Origin of the sequence: Pseudomonas sp. JY-Q, assembly GCF_001655295.1 — a bacterium.
GTDB lineage: Bacteria > Pseudomonadota > Gammaproteobacteria > Pseudomonadales > Pseudomonadaceae > Aquipseudomonas > Aquipseudomonas alloputida.
The window spans coordinates 1,001,678-1,017,500 of sequence record NZ_CP011525.1; the positions used below are offsets into that span (position 1 = coordinate 1,001,678).

Genomic DNA, 15,823 nt, shown 5'->3' on the forward strand with positions numbered 1-15,823 from the left:
TAGCCCGTCTTCAGAAGGAACCCGATGATGCGCCGTCCAGCTGCTTTTCTCGCTCTGTGTGCAAGCCTTGTGCTTTCTACCCAAGCCTTGGCAGCCGAGCTGCCGCAACGCTGGGTCAGCGCGGGTGGCGCCTTGAGCGAGTGGATAACCGCATTGGGGGGTGAAGCGCGCCTGGTCGGTGTGGACACTACCAGTCAGCACCCGGCCTCGTTGAAAGCCTTGCCCAGTGTGGGTTATCAGCGGCAACTGTCGGCCGAGGGCATTCTCAGCCTGCGCCCGGATGTGCTGGTGGGCACCGAGGAAATGGGGCCGCCACCGGTACTGGCGCAAATCCGCAAGGCCGGCGTGCGGGTCGAGTTGTTCTCCAGCAAGGCCGAGCTGCCGGCAGTAGATGAAAACCTCAGGCACCTGGGGCAGTTGCTCGGTGCAGAGCAGCAAGCGTCCGCGCTTGCTGCGGACTACCGCCAGCGGCTCGATGCGTTGCATGCCAACGTCAAGCTGGCCCAGGCTGGGCAGCAGGCTCCCGGGGTGTTGCTGCTGGTCGGCCATGCCGGGGCCAAGCCGCTGATCGCCGGGCAAGGCACTGCCGGTGACTGGCTGCTGAGCCAGGCGGGTGGGCGTAACCTGGCCGCGCACCCAGGCTACAAGAACTTCTCCAACGAAGCGTTGGCGGCGCTTGACCCGGATGTGATCGTGTTTTCCGATCGGGCGCTGGCCGATGAACAGGCCTTGCAGGCGCTGTTGAAAGAAAACCCCGCGCTGGCTGCCTCGCGGGCCGTGCGTGAGAAACGCCTGGTCTCCTTGGACCCGACGCTGCTGGTCGGCGGGCTCGGGCCTCGGCTACCGGCGACCTTGCAGTCGCTGGCAGCCACCTTCTACCCGGCTGCTCAGGCCAGCTTCGCGCAATGAAACAGCGGGTCTCGCCACGTACGTTGTTCATTGGCCTGAGCCTGCTGTGCCTGTTGGCGATCTGGCTGTCACTGGCGCTGGGGCCAGTCAGCCTGCCGATGTTCGATACGCTGCGCGCTGGCCTGCGCCTTTTGGGATTGCCTGTGTCCGAAGATGGCCTGCAGCAGGCCGAGATGATCCTTGGCCAGATCCGTCTGCCCCGTACCTTGTTGGGGTTGGCGGTGGGCGCGGTGCTGGCGCTGTCCGGGGTGGCCATGCAGGGGCTGTTCCGCAACCCGCTGGCCGACCCCGGGCTGGTAGGGGTTGCCGCCGGCGCCGCGATGGGGGCAGCGGTTGCCATTGTTGGCGGCGCCTGGTTTGGCGGCATGCCGGATGCTTTCGCGCCTTATCTGCTGTCGTTCTGCGCGTTTGTCGGCGGGCTTGGGGTAACTGCGCTGGTCTACCGCCTGGGGCGCCGCGATGGCCAGACCAACGTCGCCACGATGCTATTGGCTGGCGTGGCCATGACCGCGCTGGGGGGCGCGGCCGTGGGGCTGTTCTCTTACCTGGCCGATGACGCCACCTTGCGCACGCTGACGTTCTGGAACCTTGGCAGCCTCAATGGCGCCAGCTATGAGCGGCTGTGGCCATTGTTGCTGGTGGCGACAGGGGTAGCGGTGTGGCTGCCGCGCCGGGCCAAGGCGCTGAATGCCCTGTTGCTGGGTGAGTCGGAGGCCCGTCACCTGGGCGTTGACGTGGAGCGGCTCAAGCGTGAGCTGGTGTTCTGCACGGCGCTGGGCGTGGGGGCGGCAGTGGCGGCAGCCGGGTTGATCGGCTTCATCGGTCTGGTAGTGCCGCACCTGGTACGTCTGCTGGCCGGGCCTGATCACCGTGTGGTGCTGCCTGCCTCGCTGCTGGCCGGCGGTGTACTGATGTTGTTCGCCGACCTGGCGGCGCGGCTGCTGCTGGCGCCTGCCGAGCTGCCGATTGGTATCGTCACGGCCTTCATTGGTGCGCCGTTCTTCCTGTTCCTGCTGATGCGAGGGCGCGGCTGATGTTGCATGTAGAGGGCCTGTACCTGCGCAGGGGCAGCAATGAGGTGCTGCACGACATTCACCTGCAGTTGCCTCCGGGGCAGGTCGTGGGTGTGCTCGGTCCCAACGGTGCCGGCAAGAGCAGCCTCCTGAGTGTGCTGTGCGGTGAACTGGCGCCCGACCGCGGGCGGGTAACGCTGCAGGGCCGCCCGCTGGCCGATTGGGCCGGACAGGAACGGGCAAGGCGCCTGGCAGTGTTGCCGCAGGTGTCCAGCCTGGGTTTCTCGTTTCGGGTGGAGGAAGTGGTAGGCATGGGGCGCATGCCTCATGGCACCGGTCAGCGGCGCGATGCGGAAATTGTCGAAGCGGCGTTGCGGGCGGCAGATGCCTGGCACCTGGTGGAGCGCAGCTACCTGGCGCTTTCCGGTGGCGAGCGGCAACGGGTACACCTGGCCCGCGTGCTGGCGCAGCTATGGCCGGGGGAGGAGGGCAGCACGTTGTTGCTCGACGAACCGACCTCGATGCTCGACCCGCTGCATCAGCACACCACCCTGGAAGCCGTACGCCGCTTCGCCGACTGCGGTGCTGCAGTGTTGGTGATCCTGCATGACCTGAACCTGGCGGCACGTTACTGTGACCGTATCCTGTTGCTGGAACAGGGGCGCTGCCACGCGTTTGCCACGCCCGAAGAGGCACTGACCCCAGCGGCACTGAAGGCGGTGTACGGTATTGACGTGTTGGTGCAGGCGCACCCCGAGCGCGGGCACCCGCTGATCATCACCCGTTGATGTTCTCAACGCGTGCATGGCCTTTGTGAAAGTGGCCTTGTCTTGCGACCGGCCCGCCCCCGGTGCAGGCCATTTAAAGTGTGGATGACATGGAGTAACTGCCGATGCGACACCCGATGCTATCCGGTTTCTCGCTGTGCCTGGTACTGGCGATAGGCGGCTGTCAGGCCAGCCTGCCGCCGTTGCCCGCCTGGCAGAGCAGTGAAGGTCGCACGCACGCCGAGCTGGGAAAGATTGTCGACCTGTCCAATGAGCAGGCCATAAGCCCTGAAACGCTGGTGCAGCGCCTGGCTGATGCGCCCCGAGTGCTTGTCGGCGAGAAGCATGACAACCCTGACCATCACGCGCTGCAACTGTGGCTGCTGCGCGCTCTTCAAGGCCAGCGCACTCAGGGCAGCCTGTTGCTGGAGATGCTGCAGCCCAGCCAGCAATCGCGGGTGGACAAGCTGGTGGGGCAGCCTTTGCCGGAAGACTTGCCCAAGGCACTGGCCTGGCAGGAGGGCTGGGATTGGCAGTTGTACGGGCCGATTGTCACCGAAGCCTTGCAGCATCGGGTGACGTTGCTGGCCGCCAACCTTTCGCCCGACGAGATGCGTCAGGCCTATCGACAGCCGGCGCCGGTGCAGGGCGAAAAGTCCAATGCACCCGCGGTAAAGGCTGCCTTGCTGGAACAGGTGCGCGCCGGGCATTGCGGGATGCTGCCGGAAAACCAGTTACCGGCGATGCTGGCCGTTCAGCAGCAGCGCGACCGGCGCATGGCCGAGCGCTTGCAGGCGGCACCGCAGCCGGCGCTGCTGTTTGCCGGGGCTTACCATGTGCGCAAGGACCTGGGCATACCCTTGCATCTGGCTGACCTGGGGGTGTCGGGGGAGAGCAAGGTTTTGCTGCTGGCTGAGGTGGGCGAGCGAGTCGAGCCTGGCGAGGCTGATTATGTGTGGTACACGGCGGCGATGCCGGAGCAGGATTATTGTGCGCAGCTGCGGCGTTGATCCTGAAAAAGCACAGGCAAAAAAAAGACCCGGCAAATTGCCGGGTCAATAACCGTGATTAGCCTGATGAGGAGATAATCTGAGAGTCCGAACCAGGGGCTCTTAGCTTATCCAACCAGTCTCGCGACCAGTTGTGATAATCATAACAATTCTCATTTAGCCGTCAATCCCTTTACCCCGATTATTTTGGTTTTTTTTGCGCAGGGTTTTTCGCGTCCAATTGTTGGTTGAGTGCTTCCTTGCGTTCGAGCGGCAAATCGTTCCAGTGCATGTCCAGCAGGGCGCCTTCAATGGCATACAACAGCACCTTCGATGCACGGAACCCTCGTGTCTTCACGGCCTGGTACGCACCCACCGCGCCCAGGCGGCGCAAATCCGATGCACTGTGGATGCCGGCTGCATGCAGCCACTGCGCAGACGTCTTGCCAAGGTTCTTCAGATGCTGCAATTCATCGTTCATCGAGCCTCCTTGCGATGGCTGAACGGGAATGGGGGATAAATCGCGAGCAGGTCTGAGAGGAGTGTAGCGGGCGTTGGGAAATATGCGGCTTTTTGCCATCGGGTGATGAGCGGCCTGTGCCTGCCCCTTCGCGGGCAGGCACAGGAAGATGACGAACTTACAGGCCAGGCAACCGCTGGCGAATCTGCTCGATCACTTGATCCATGCTGCCGGCAGCCTGGGTATCGACGCGGGTGCTGTGCACCAGCTCCTGCGCATCCAGCGCCTCACGGCTGGCCTGCTGGGCCTTGATCACCTCCAGCGTGGCATCCGAGGGGTCGCTGTTTTCAGCCTGGCGCTGCTCCAGCCAACTGGCGATGACCGCCTCTGGCGCGTGGCAGTCGAGGATGAGGAACGGCACGCCGGTCTGGCTGGCAACCTCTGCCGCAGCCTGGCGTTGTTCACGCTTGAGGTAGGTGGCGTCCAGCACCACCGGGAAGCCGGCGCGCAGCACGGTCGCAGCTATCTCGTGCAGGCGCAGATAGGTCGCAGCGCTGGCGTCCTGGTCATAGATGCCTGTGCTCAGTTGGCCGGCGTCGGCCTGCTGTTGTTCGCCGAACAGGCGCTTGCGCTCCACGTCCGAACGCACGCGCACTGCACCCAAGGCCTCGACCAGGCGCATGGCCACGTGACTTTTGCCCACCGCCGAAACACCATGGGTGATGGCCAGCAGGCGCGACGGGATGGCGCTGTAACTTTCGGCCAGGTTGGCGTAGTTGCGGTAGGTGCGCAGGGTGGTGGCACGTTGCACGCCATCGGCGTCGGCCGGCATGCTGAACAGTGCGACCTTGGCCCGCACCAGCGCACGGTAGGCTTTGTAGAAGTTGAGCAGTTCCAGGCCTTCGTAATCCCCCGTCAGTTCCAGGTACTGGCTGATGAAGCGCCGGGCCAGGCATTTCAGGCCGCGGTCTTCCAGGTCCATGGCCAGGAAGGCGGTGTCGGCGTAGACGTCGGTCAGTCGGAAAGGCTCGTTGAATTCGATGCAATCGAAAATCACTACCTTGCCATCAATCAAGGTGGCGTTGCCCAGGTGAATGTCACCGTGGCACTCACGGATGAAGCCATTGGCCTTGCGCTTTTCCAGCAGCCCTTGCAGGCGCTCGAAGCTGCTGCGGGCCCAGGCCTGCAGGGCGTCAAGTTGCTGCAGATCGGCTTTGTCGCTGAGGAATGGGCGAATCTGCTCGAAGTTCTGCTCCACCGGGGCCATCACGCTGTCTGGCGTGCCCAGCGGGTGCTCCATCGGCACACGCGGAGCCTGAAGGTGAAAATCGGCAATCTGCCGGGCCATCTGGTCGATGTGCGTGGCGTTCAGTTCGCCATTGGCCTGCAGGGTGTTGAGCATCTGTCCCTGGGGGAACTGGCGCATCTTCAGCGCGTACTCGATGGCTACGCCTTCGCCACCGATCTGCGGTGCGTCGACGCTACCGGTGATGGGCAACACTTCCAGGTACAGGCCTTCGGTCAGGCGTTGGTTCAGGCGCAATTCTTCGTTACAGAAATGCTGGCGCTGGTCCAGTCCGGTGAAGTCCAGGAAGCCGAAATTCATCGGTTTCTTGATCTTGTAGGCGTATTCGCCAGTGAGCAGGACCCAGGAGATATGCGTCTCGATGAGCTGAAACCCCTCCACGGGGTGAGGGTACAGGGCAGGGTTCTGCAACGCAGTAATAAGAGCTTGGCTCACGGCAAATCCTTCCGGGGCAAGGGAATTCGAATGCGCCATTATGGTCAATGGTGCCGTCCCTGCCTACCGCCGGGCCGTCTGCCCAGCCTTTATAAAGTGCGTATAATCCGCCGCCATGACCCGAACCCGAAATCCCCGCACCCCTCAGAAACGCCCGACCGGCCGCTCCCGCGCCTGGCTGGGCTGGGCTTTGAAGCTCAGCCTGGTTGGCCTGGTGATCGTCGCCGGCTTCGCGGTTTACCTCGATGCCGTCGTCCAGGAAAAGTTCTCCGGCAAGCGCTGGACCATCCCGGCCAAAGTGTATGCCCGACCGCTGGAGCTGTTCACCGGCCAGAAGTTGAGCAAGAACGACTTCCTCACCGAGCTCGATGCGCTCGGCTACCGTCGCGAAAACGCGGCCAACGGCCCGGGCGCTGCGTCCGTCAGCGGCAATACCGTCGACCTCAATACCCGTGGCTTTCAGTTCTACGAGGGCATGGAGCCGGCGCAGTTCGTCCGTGTACGCTTCTCTGGCGATTACGTTGCAGGCCTTTCCGGTGCCAATGGCAAGGCGCTTGACGTGGTGCGGCTGGAGCCGCTGATGATCGGCGGCATCTATCCGAAAAATCTCGAAGACCGCATCCTGATCAAGATCGATCAGGTACCCAAATATCTGCTCGAAACCTTGGTGGCCACGGAAGACCGCGAGTTTTACAGCCACTACGGCGTGTCGCCAAAGTCCATCGCCCGGGCCATGTGGGTCAACACGTCGTCCGGCTCGATGCGCCAGGGTGGCAGTACCCTGACCCAGCAGTTGGTGAAGAACTTCTACCTCAGCAGCGAGCGCAGCCTCAGCCGCAAGCTGACCGAGGCGATGATGGCGGTCCTGCTCGAACTGCACTACGACAAGCGCGAAATCCTTGAGGCTTACCTCAACGAGGTGTTCGTCGGCCAGGACGGTCAACGCGCGGTGCACGGCTTTGGTCTGGCGAGCCAGTTCTTCTTCAGCCAGCCGCTGTCTGAGCTGAAACTGCATCAGATCGCCCTGCTGGTGGGCATGGTCAAAGGCCCGTCCTACTACAACCCGCGGCGTCACCCCGAGCGTGCCCTGGCTCGCCGCAACCTGGTGCTCGACCTGGTGGCCGAGCAGGGCGTGGCCAGCCAGGCAGAAGTCGATGCGGCGAAGAAAATGCCGCTGGGCGTGACCAAGCGTGGCAGCCTGGCCGACAGCTCGTTCCCTGCCTTCCTCGACCTGGTCAAGCGACAGTTGCGCCAGGACTACCGCGACGAAGACTTGACCGAAGAAGGCCTGCGCATCTTTACCAGCTTCGACCCTATCCTGCAGATGAAGGCCGAAACATCGATGAGCGAGACCTTCAAGCGCCTGGCGGGCCGCAAGGGGGCAGACGATGTCGAGGCGGCAATGGTCGTGACCAACCCTGAAACCGGTGAAGTACAGGCGCTGATCGGTAGCCGCCAGGCAGGTTTTGCCGGCTTCAACCGGGCCATCGATGCTGTACGGCCGATCGGCTCCCTGGTCAAACCGTCGGTATACCTGACTGCGCTGGAGCAGCCGAGCAAGTACACCCTGACCAGTTGGGTGCAGGACGAGCCATTTTCGGTCAAAGGGGCTGACGGCCAGGTCTGGCGCCCGCAAAACTATGACCGCCGCCCGCATGGCACTATCTACCTGTACCAGGGGCTGGCCAACTCTTACAACCTGTCGACCGCCAAGCTCGGCCTGGAAGTGGGTGTGCCGAACGTGATCAAGACCATTGGTCGTTTGGGCGTGAATGTCGACTGGCCAGCGTTTCCGGCCATGTTGCTGGGGGCGGGTGGCATGTCGCCGATGCAGGTCGCAACCATGTACCAGACCATCGCCAACGGCGGCTTCAACACGCCGATGCGCGGTATCCGCAGCGTGCTCACCGCCGAGGGCGAGCCGCTCAAGCGCTACCCGTTCCAGATCCAGCAAACCTTCGACCCGGGTGCCATTTACCTGGTGCAGAACGCCATGCAGCGTGTAATGCGCGAAGGTACAGGGCGTTCGGTGTACAACACCTTGCCACGCTCGCTGACTCTGGCGGGCAAGACCGGTACCAGTAACGACTCGCGTGACAGCTGGTTCTCCGGCTTCAGTCAGGATCTGCTGGCCGTGGTGTGGATGGGCCGTGACGATAACGGCAAGACACCGTTTACCGGCGCCACCGGCGCCTTGCAGGTGTGGACCAGCTTCATGAAGAAAGCCGACCCGCTGCCGCTGGATATGCCGCAACCGGATAACGTGGTGCAGGCCTGGATCGACCCTTACACAGGCCACGGGTCTGATGCCAGCTGTCCGGGAGCGGTGCAGATGCCGTATATTCGCGGGAGTGAGCCGCCGGCCGGCGCAACCTGTGGCGGCGAGCAGGACCCAGTCGAATCGGTAATGGACTGGGTCAAGGGCTGGATGAATTAAGCACAGGCTGCATTGATGAGGTGTGACGTGAACAAGTGGCTGTTTCCTGCCGTGACGGCGTTGGCTGTGCTCCAGGGGTGCTCCAGCGTCCCGCGTGGCAATATTCCGGTGGTCGACTCGAGCACCCGCGTGTCCAACAGCGAACGCGTGACGGCCAACCGCTCGGCGGGTGGCTATAACACCGGCACCGCCCAGGCGCAGACGCTGCCGGAGGATTCCGGTGTCACTGTGATGATCCCGCAGGGCGCAGGCGCATCGGGCATCCAGACATTCCCGGCGGGCAATGGCGCTGCGCCGATCAGTACCTCGCCGATCACCCCGGGGCCGATCAGTGCAGGGCCTGTCAGTTCGGCGCCGATGACCACCAATCCCAACCCGATTGCCGATGAACCCTTCGACATCGCTGCGATGAACAGCACCCCGCAAAGCGCCAGTGCGCCAACCGGTATTCCGCGCAGCGCCGCCGCCGGTGGCCTGTCGGCCGACGAGCAGCTGGACGGTCCTGTGCTGGCACTGCTGACCACTGCGAAGACGCAGCAGGGCAGTGGCGACTTCAACGGTGCCGCCTCTAGCCTGGAGCGTGCCCAGCGCATTGCTCCGCGTGAGCCGCAGGTGCTGTATCGCCTGGCCCAGGTGCGCCTCTCGCAAGGTGATGCGGCGCAGGCCGAGCAGTTGGCGCGCCGCGCCCTGACCTACGCCAACGGCCGCCCAAGCCTGCAGGCAGAGCTTTGGAACACGATCGCCCAGGCCCGTGAAAAGCAGGGTGACAGCGCCGGCGCTGCGCTGGCCCGGCAAAAGGCGCGGGTCAATTCGTGATGATCGAGCAACGCGTGCTGGATATTGCCGACCACCTGCTCTTGATCGAGCGCGAGCTGCAGGTGCAAGGCTGGTGGGATGACGAGCCGCCAAGCGACGAGGCACTGGCCAGTACGGTGCCGTTCGCCGTGGATACCCTCAGTTTTGAGCAGTGGCTGCAATGGATCTTCCTGCCACGCATGAAGATCATCATCGAGCTGGGCCACCCGCTGCCCAACGCATCGAGCATCCTTGTCATGGCCGAAACCGTGTTTACCGACCGGCCGGAGCAAAGTCGTGAGCTACGCCGCCTGTTGGCAGCTTTTGACCAATTGATCGCTCCTTCCGCCTGATTTCTTCAGTTTTTCCGTCAAGGGCCGCAGATTGTGGCCCTTTTTTTTGGAAATCTTCTTAATTCTGCTGCTGAAGCGATTTTTAGTGGTGGCAGGAATTCATCTTGAGGAAAAATTGGCAATAATTTTTCTTGACTTGTTGGCGCCGAATCACAAGAATCCAACTTCCGCTGTAGAGGGACTGCCAGAAGCAGACCCGCTAAGCAGATCATGAGGTGCACACCCGCGCCGACCTGTTACACCCCGCAACGCGTTACCTCGCGCTGGGTGGGAAACCCCCGCAACACTCTGGGGATTTCCCAATACTTGCTCAGTCAGTGCTGACGTTCGCTCATGCTCTGCTTGGCAGTAAACCTATTAAGACCCGTCCAGTGAGGGCGGTATTCTGGCGTTTTAGAGGTGAACAACGTGGAGCTTTTATCTGGCGCTGAGATGGTCGTCCGCTTTTTGCGTGACGAAGGCGTTAAGCACATCTACGGGTACCCTGGTGGTGCTCTCCTGCATGTTTACGACGCACTGTTCAAAGAACCGGAAGTGGAACACATCCTGGTTCGTCACGAGCAGGCGGCCACCCATATGGCGGACGGTTACGCTCGCGCCACCGGCAAGGCCGGTGTGGTGCTGGTAACCTCCGGTCCTGGCGCAACCAATGCCATTACCGGTATTGCCACCGCCTACATGGACTCGATTCCGATGGTCATTCTGTCCGGCCAGGTGCCTAGCACCATGGTGGGCACCGATGCCTTCCAGGAAACTGACATGATCGGTATCTCGCGGCCGATCGTGAAGCACAGCTTCATGATCAAGAATCCGACCGAGATCCCTGAAGTTCTGAAAAAAGCTTTCTACCTGGCGCAATCCGGTCGTCCAGGTCCAGTCGTGGTCGACATTCCAAAAGATATGACCAACCCGGCTGAGAAGTTCGAATACGTCTACCCGAAAAAGGTCAAGCTGCGCTCCTACAGCCCGGCGGTCCGTGGTCACTCCGGCCAGATCCGCAAGGCTGCCGAGATGCTTCTGGCGGCCAAGCGCCCGGTCGTCTACTCCGGTGGCGGTGTGATCCTCGGCGGTGGCTCCGAAGCCCTGACTGAAATCGCCAAGTCGCTGAACCTGCCGGTCACCAATACCCTGATGGGGTTGGGTGGCTTCCCGGGTACCGACCGCCAGTTCCTCGGCATGCTCGGCATGCATGGCAGCTACACCGCCAACATGGCCATGCACAATGCCGACGTCATCTTTGCCGTCGGTGCGCGTTTCGACGATCGCGTTGTAAACGGTCCGGCCAAGTTCTGCCCGAACGCCAAGATCATCCACATCGACATCGACCCGGCGTCGATCTCGAAGATGATCAAGGCCGACGTGCCAATCGTCGGCCCGGTCGACAGCGTGCTCAGCGAAATGCTCGGCATCCTCAAGGAAATCGGCGAGCAGCCTGACAAGGCTTCGCTGGATGCCTGGTGGAAGCAGATTGACGAATGGCGTGGCAATGGCGAGTTGTTCCCTTACGACAAGGGCGATGGCAACGTCATCAAACCGCAAAAAGTCATCGAGACACTGTGTGAAGTGACCAATGGCGATGCCTTCGTCACTTCCGACGTGGGCCAGCATCAGATGTTTGCCGCGCAGTACTACCGCTTCAACAAGCCAAACCGCTGGATCAACTCCGGTGGCCTGGGCACCATGGGCTTCGGCTTCCCGGCGGCGATGGGCGTCAAGCTCAACTTCCCGGATCAGGACGTGGCCTGTGTGACCGGCGAAGGCAGCATCCAGATGAACATCCAGGAGCTGTCTACCTGCATGCAATACGGCCTGCCGGTGAAGATCGTCAACCTGAACAACGGTGTGTTGGGCATGGTCCGCCAATGGCAGGACATGGCCTACAACGGTCGTCACTCGCACTCGTACGTCGAGTCGCTGCCTGACTTCATCAAGCTGGCCGAGGCCTATGGCCATGTGGGTATCCGCATCACCAGCCTGAAGGACCTCAAGCCGAAGCTGGAAGAAGCGTTTGCGATGAAGGACCGTCTGGTGTTCATCGACATCGCGGTTGACCGCAGTGAGCACGTCTATCCGATGCAGATCAAGGATGGCTCGATGCGTGACATGTGGCTGAGCAAGACGGAGCGTACCTGATATGCGGCACATCATTTCCCTGCTGCTGGAAAACGAACCAGGTGCGTTGTCCCGCGTGGTCGGCCTGTTCTCCCAGCGCAACTACAACATTGAAAGCCTGACTGTAGCGCCAACCGAAGACCCGACCCTGTCGCGTCTGACGCTGACCACCGTTGGCCATGACGAAGTGATCGAACAGATCACCAAGAACCTGAACAAGCTGGTCGAAGTGGTCAAGCTTGTCGACCTGTCGGAAAGCGCTCACATCGAGCGTGAACTGATGCTGGTCAAGGTCAAGGCCACCGGTGCCCAGCGTGCCGAGATCAAGCGCACCACGGATATCTTCCGTGGCCAGATCGTCGACGTGACCGCCAGCGTGTACACCGTGCAGCTGAGCGGTACCAGCGACAAACTGGACAGCTTCATCCAGGCGATCGGCACTGCATCGATTCTGGAAACCGTGCGCAGCGGCGTTACCGGCATTGCCCGTGGCGACAAAGTGCTCAGCATCTAAATCCAAAAAATTAGCGATGGCTCCGCAGGGGCCGAGATATAACCAGGGGTATTTTCATGAAAGTTTTCTACGATAAAGACTGCGACCTTTCCATCATCCAGGGTAAGAAAGTCGCCATCATCGGTTACGGCTCCCAGGGCCACGCTCAGGCGTGCAACCTGAAAGACTCCGGTGTAGACGTTACCGTCGGTCTGCGTAAAGGTTCGGCTACCGTTGCCAAGGCTGAAGCCCACGGCCTGAAAGTTGCCGACGTTGCTACCGCTGTCGCTGCGGCTGACCTGGTCATGATCCTGACCCCGGACGAGTTCCAGGGCGCTCTGTACAAGAACGAAATCGAGCCGAACATCAAGAAGGGCGCTACCCTGGCCTTTTCTCACGGTTTCTCGATCCACTACAACCAGGTTGTTCCGCGTGCCGACCTCGACGTGATCATGATCGCGCCGAAAGCCCCGGGCCACACCGTTCGCTCCGAGTTCGTCAAAGGCGGCGGCATCCCTGACCTGATCGCTATCTACCAGGACGCTTCCGGCAACGCCAAGAACGTCGCACTGTCCTACGCTTCGGGCGTGGGTGGTGGCCGTACCGGTATCATCGAAACCACCTTCAAGGACGAAACCGAAACCGACCTGTTCGGTGAGCAGGCTGTTCTGTGTGGCGGTACCGTCGAGCTGGTCAAAGCCGGTTTCGAAACCCTGGTCGAAGCTGGCTACGCGCCGGAAATGGCCTACTTCGAGTGCCTGCACGAGCTGAAACTGATCGTAGACCTCATGTACGAAGGCGGCATCGCCAACATGAACTACTCGATCTCCAACAACGCCGAATACGGTGAGTACGTCACTGGCCCGGAAGTCATCAACGAAGAATCCCGCAAGGCCATGCGCAATGCTCTGAAGCGCATCCAGGACGGCGAGTACGCGAAGATGTTCATCTCCGAAGGTGCTACCAACTACCCATCGATGACCGCCAAGCGCCGCAACAACGCCGCTCACGGCATCGAAATCATCGGCGAGCAGCTGCGCTCGATGATGCCGTGGATCTCGGCTAACAAAATCGTCGACAAGACCAAGAACTAAGTCTTATCGAAAGATGAAAAACGCGGCTTCGGCCGCGTTTTTTCGTTCTGGCATCCAGCTTCTGGTATAAAGCAGACCAGTGGCTCGCTGTCAGAACCTGTTTCGCGGGCCCGTGTCGAACATTTTCCATCCTGTTGCAAGGTACCCTCCATGAGCGAACGTCCCGAAGAGCCGAACAAGCCCTCCGACGCCGAAAGCCTGCTACCTGTCGATGAGCACGTTGAAGAAGGGCATGACGCCGAAGGCCGCAAGGTGCGCCACCGCGGCATCTACCTGCTGCCCAACCTGTTTACCACCGCCAACCTGTTTGCCGGTTTCTATTCCATCATCAGCTCGATGAGCGCACAGAGCGCCCTGAGTGCCGGCGACCCGCGCGAGGCGAGCAAGTACTTCGCTTTTGCCGCTATCGCCATCTTCGTGGCCATGGTGCTCGACGGCCTGGACGGCCGCGTTGCGCGCATGACCAATACCCAGAGTGCCTTCGGTGCCGAGTATGACTCGCTGTCGGATATGGTCGCCTTTGGCGTGGCCCCGGCTTTGCTGGCCTTCGGCTGGGCGCTGGGTGACATGGGCAAGGTCGGCTGGATGGTTGCCTTCATCTATGTGGCCGGTGCCGCGTTGCGCCTGGCGCGCTTCAATACCCAGGTCGGTACCGCCGACAAGCGCTACTTCATCGGCCTGGCCAGCCCGGCTGCCGCAGGTGTGGTGGCGGGCACCGTATGGGCGTTCAGCGATTACGGCATCCAGGGCTCCAAGCTGTCGTTCCTGGTCGCGCTGCTGGTGGCTGCTGCTGGCATGCTGATGGTCAGCAACATCAAGTACAACAGTTTCAAGGAGCTGGACCTCAAGGGGCGCGTCCCGTTCGTGGCGATCCTGGCGGTGGTGCTGGTGTTTGCCGTCGTGTTCAGCGACCCGCCGCGTATCCTGCTGTTGATCTTCCTCGCCTATGCAGCATCGGGGCCGATCCAGTTCCTGCTGAAGGCGCGCCGTCGCAAAGCGTGAAAATCACTTAACGCTGGAATAACCTCACGGCTCCATAGTCTTACTGGTACATCCGTTACTCAGTGCTATGGAGCCGTTCATGCTTATCAAGCTTCCCAGGTCTTCCGAGTGCAAGGCGTCGGAGATCACCCCCGAAGGCATTTACCTTTCCCGTCGTACCCTGCTGGGTGGCTCATTGGCTGGCCTGGCGCTAGGCGCATTGCCGGGCGGGGTGGGCGCGGCGCAAATGTCGCGTTATGCCGATGTACAGGCGGGGGCCGCGCCGGCCTGGTTCACTGACAAGCTCGCGGCCACGCGCTGGCAGGCGGTGACGGTGAAAGACGAGGCGATCACGCCGTTCAAGGATGCCACTCACTACAACAACTTCTACGAGTTCGGGCCCGACAAGGGCGACCCGGCGGCCAATGGCGACAGCCTGAAAACCGAACCGTGGTCCATTGTGGTGGATGGTGAGGTGGGCAAGCCCGGACGCTATGCACTGGAGGACTTCGTCAAACCCTATCAGCTTGAGGAGCGGATCTATCGGCTGCGCTGCGTAGAGGCGTGGTCGATGGTCATTCCGTGGCTGGGGTTCCCTTTGGCTCAGGTGCTCAAGCAGGTCGAGCCGACTTCCAGTGCGCGTTATGTGCGTTTCGAAACGCTGAAGGATCCGCAGCATATGCCGGGGCAGCGTTCTGGCTTCGCCTTGATCGACTGGCCTTATAGAGAAGGGTTGCGCCTGGATGAGGCGATGCACCCGCTGGCAATTCTCGCAGTGGGTATGTACGGCCGGGAACTGCCCAACCAGAACGGTGCGCCGTTGCGTTTGGTGGTGCCTTGGAAGTATGGCTTCAAGAGCATCAAGTCGATTGTGCGCATCAGCCTGGTAGCGGAGCAGCCCGGCACTACCTGGGAAGGGCTGGCGCCGGATGAATATGGTTTCTACGCCAATGTGAACCCGACAGTCGACCACCCGCGCTGGAGCCAGGCGCGCGAACGTCGCTTGCCCAGCGGGTTGTTCAGCCCCAATGTGCGGGAGACGCAGATGTTCAATGGCTATGCTGATGAAGTGGCGTCGCTGTATACCGGGCTCGATCTGCGGAAGAACTACTGATGCGTTACCCCTGGTTTCGCTTGGCCATCTTTGTCGTAGGCTGCCTGTTCCCGGTGTGGTGGCTATATGAAGCGGCGATGAACCTGCTGGGGCCTGATCCCGGGAAGATCATGATGGACCGCCTTGGGCTTGGGGCGCTTACCTTCCTGTTGGTGACCTTGAGCATGACGCCACTGCAGAAGCTGACGGGCTGGTCTGGTTGGATCGTGGTTCGCCGGCAGCTGGGGTTGTGGGCGTTCGCTTATATAGTGCTGCACATCCTCTATTACCTGTTCTTTATTCTTGGGCTGGATTGGGGGCAGTTGGCTGTGGAGCTGCGCAAGCGGCCCTACATTATCGTGGGGGCGCTGGGGTTCCTGGGTTTGCTGGTGCTGGCGGTCACCTCGAACCGGTACAGCCAACGGCGGCTGGGGGCGCGGTGGAAGAAGCTGCACAGGTTGGTGTATGCGGTGCTTGGGTTGGGCTTGCTGCATTTCCTGTGGATCGTGCGTTCCGACCTTCGGGAATGGGCGATCTATGCGTTTATTGGGGCTGTGTTGATGGTCTTGCGGATACCTGCTGTTGC

Annotated in this window: 15 protein-coding genes (1 of these 15 only partly in view); 13 read left to right on the forward strand and 2 right to left on the reverse strand. The window is 61.5% G+C overall.

Going from position 1 to position 15,823, the window contains the following annotated elements; genetic code table 11:
- The first annotated feature begins 24 nt into the window (after positions 1–24).
- From AA098_RS04420 to AA098_RS04435, 4 genes are all read left to right on the forward strand, one after another.
- The gene (locus tag AA098_RS04420; RefSeq protein WP_064613890.1) at positions 25–909 is read left to right on the forward strand and encodes a hemin ABC transporter substrate-binding protein; all 885 of its coding nucleotides are present in this window, start codon (positions 25–27) and stop codon (positions 907–909) included.
- A gap of 50 nt (positions 910–959) precedes the next feature.
- Positions 960–1,943: an iron ABC transporter permease gene (locus AA098_RS04425; RefSeq protein WP_161775158.1), complete on the forward strand. Its 984-nt coding sequence runs from the start codon at positions 960–962 to the stop codon at positions 1,941–1,943.
- Positions 1,943–2,710, forward strand: a complete 768-nt coding sequence (locus AA098_RS04430; RefSeq protein WP_003250021.1) for a heme ABC transporter ATP-binding protein — start codon at positions 1,943–1,945, stop codon at positions 2,708–2,710. Before AA098_RS04425 ends, AA098_RS04430 begins: the two co-directional genes overlap by 1 nt.
- 104 nt (positions 2,711–2,814) lie before the next feature.
- A complete protein-coding gene (locus tag AA098_RS04435; RefSeq protein WP_004575790.1) occupies positions 2,815–3,699 on the forward strand; it encodes a ChaN family lipoprotein in 885 nt (294 codons plus the stop codon).
- A gap of 181 nt (positions 3,700–3,880) precedes the next feature.
- On the opposite strand, the gene AA098_RS04440 is transcribed toward AA098_RS04435, so the two are convergent.
- Together AA098_RS04440 and AA098_RS04445 are read right to left on the reverse strand one after the other, a co-directional pair.
- A complete protein-coding gene (locus AA098_RS04440) occupies positions 3,881–4,159 on the reverse strand; it encodes a TfoX/Sxy family protein (protein ID WP_003250025.1) in 279 nt (92 codons plus the stop codon).
- Positions 4,160–4,316: 157 nt separating this feature from the next.
- Positions 4,317–5,879, reverse strand: coding sequence for a bifunctional aminoglycoside phosphotransferase/ATP-binding protein (locus AA098_RS04445; protein ID WP_003250028.1), 1,563 nt, complete (start codon positions 5,877–5,879; stop codon positions 4,317–4,319).
- A 115-nt stretch (positions 5,880–5,994) separates the two neighbouring features.
- On the opposite strand from AA098_RS04445, the gene mrcB reads away from it, so the two are divergent.
- The 9 genes from mrcB to msrQ all read left to right on the forward strand — a co-directional run.
- On the forward strand, positions 5,995–8,316 hold the full coding sequence (mrcB, locus tag AA098_RS04450; RefSeq protein WP_004575791.1) for a penicillin-binding protein 1B: 2,322 nt from the start codon (positions 5,995–5,997) through the stop codon (positions 8,314–8,316).
- 15 nt (positions 8,317–8,331) lie between these two features.
- A complete protein-coding gene (locus AA098_RS04455; RefSeq protein WP_017147958.1) occupies positions 8,332–9,132 on the forward strand; it encodes a M48 family metallopeptidase in 801 nt (266 codons plus the stop codon).
- On the forward strand, positions 9,132–9,464 hold the full coding sequence (locus AA098_RS04460; protein WP_003250034.1) for a YqcC family protein: 333 nt from the start codon (positions 9,132–9,134) through the stop codon (positions 9,462–9,464). The genes AA098_RS04455 and AA098_RS04460 overlap by 1 nt, the downstream gene beginning before the upstream one ends.
- A 408-nt stretch (positions 9,465–9,872) precedes the next feature.
- On the forward strand, positions 9,873–11,597 hold the full coding sequence (locus AA098_RS04465) for an acetolactate synthase 3 large subunit (RefSeq protein WP_003250036.1): 1,725 nt from the start codon (positions 9,873–9,875) through the stop codon (positions 11,595–11,597).
- Position 11,598: 1 nt separating this feature from the next.
- Positions 11,599–12,090 carry an acetolactate synthase small subunit gene (ilvN, locus tag AA098_RS04470; protein WP_003250040.1) on the forward strand — a complete coding sequence of 164 codons (492 nt, stop codon included), beginning with the start codon at positions 11,599–11,601 and terminating at the stop codon, positions 12,088–12,090.
- Positions 12,091–12,146: 56 nt separating this feature from the next.
- Positions 12,147–13,163 carry a ketol-acid reductoisomerase gene (ilvC, locus tag AA098_RS04475; protein ID WP_003250043.1) on the forward strand — a complete coding sequence of 339 codons (1,017 nt, stop codon included), beginning with the start codon at positions 12,147–12,149 and terminating at the stop codon, positions 13,161–13,163.
- 150 nt (positions 13,164–13,313) lie between these two features.
- Positions 13,314–14,165, forward strand: coding sequence for a CDP-diacylglycerol--serine O-phosphatidyltransferase (gene pssA / locus AA098_RS04480; protein WP_003250045.1), 852 nt, complete (start codon positions 13,314–13,316; stop codon positions 14,163–14,165).
- A 79-nt stretch (positions 14,166–14,244) separates the two neighbouring features.
- Positions 14,245–15,258, forward strand: a complete 1,014-nt coding sequence (gene msrP / locus AA098_RS04485) for a protein-methionine-sulfoxide reductase catalytic subunit MsrP (protein WP_003250049.1) — start codon at positions 14,245–14,247, stop codon at positions 15,256–15,258.
- On the forward strand, positions 15,258–15,823 hold the 5' portion of the coding sequence (gene msrQ / locus AA098_RS04490; protein WP_064613892.1) for a protein-methionine-sulfoxide reductase heme-binding subunit MsrQ. 46 nt of this gene lie beyond the right edge of the window; only the first 566 of its 612 coding nucleotides appear in the window; its start codon is at positions 15,258–15,260; the stop codon falls past the right edge of the window. The genes msrP and msrQ overlap by 1 nt, the downstream gene beginning before the upstream one ends.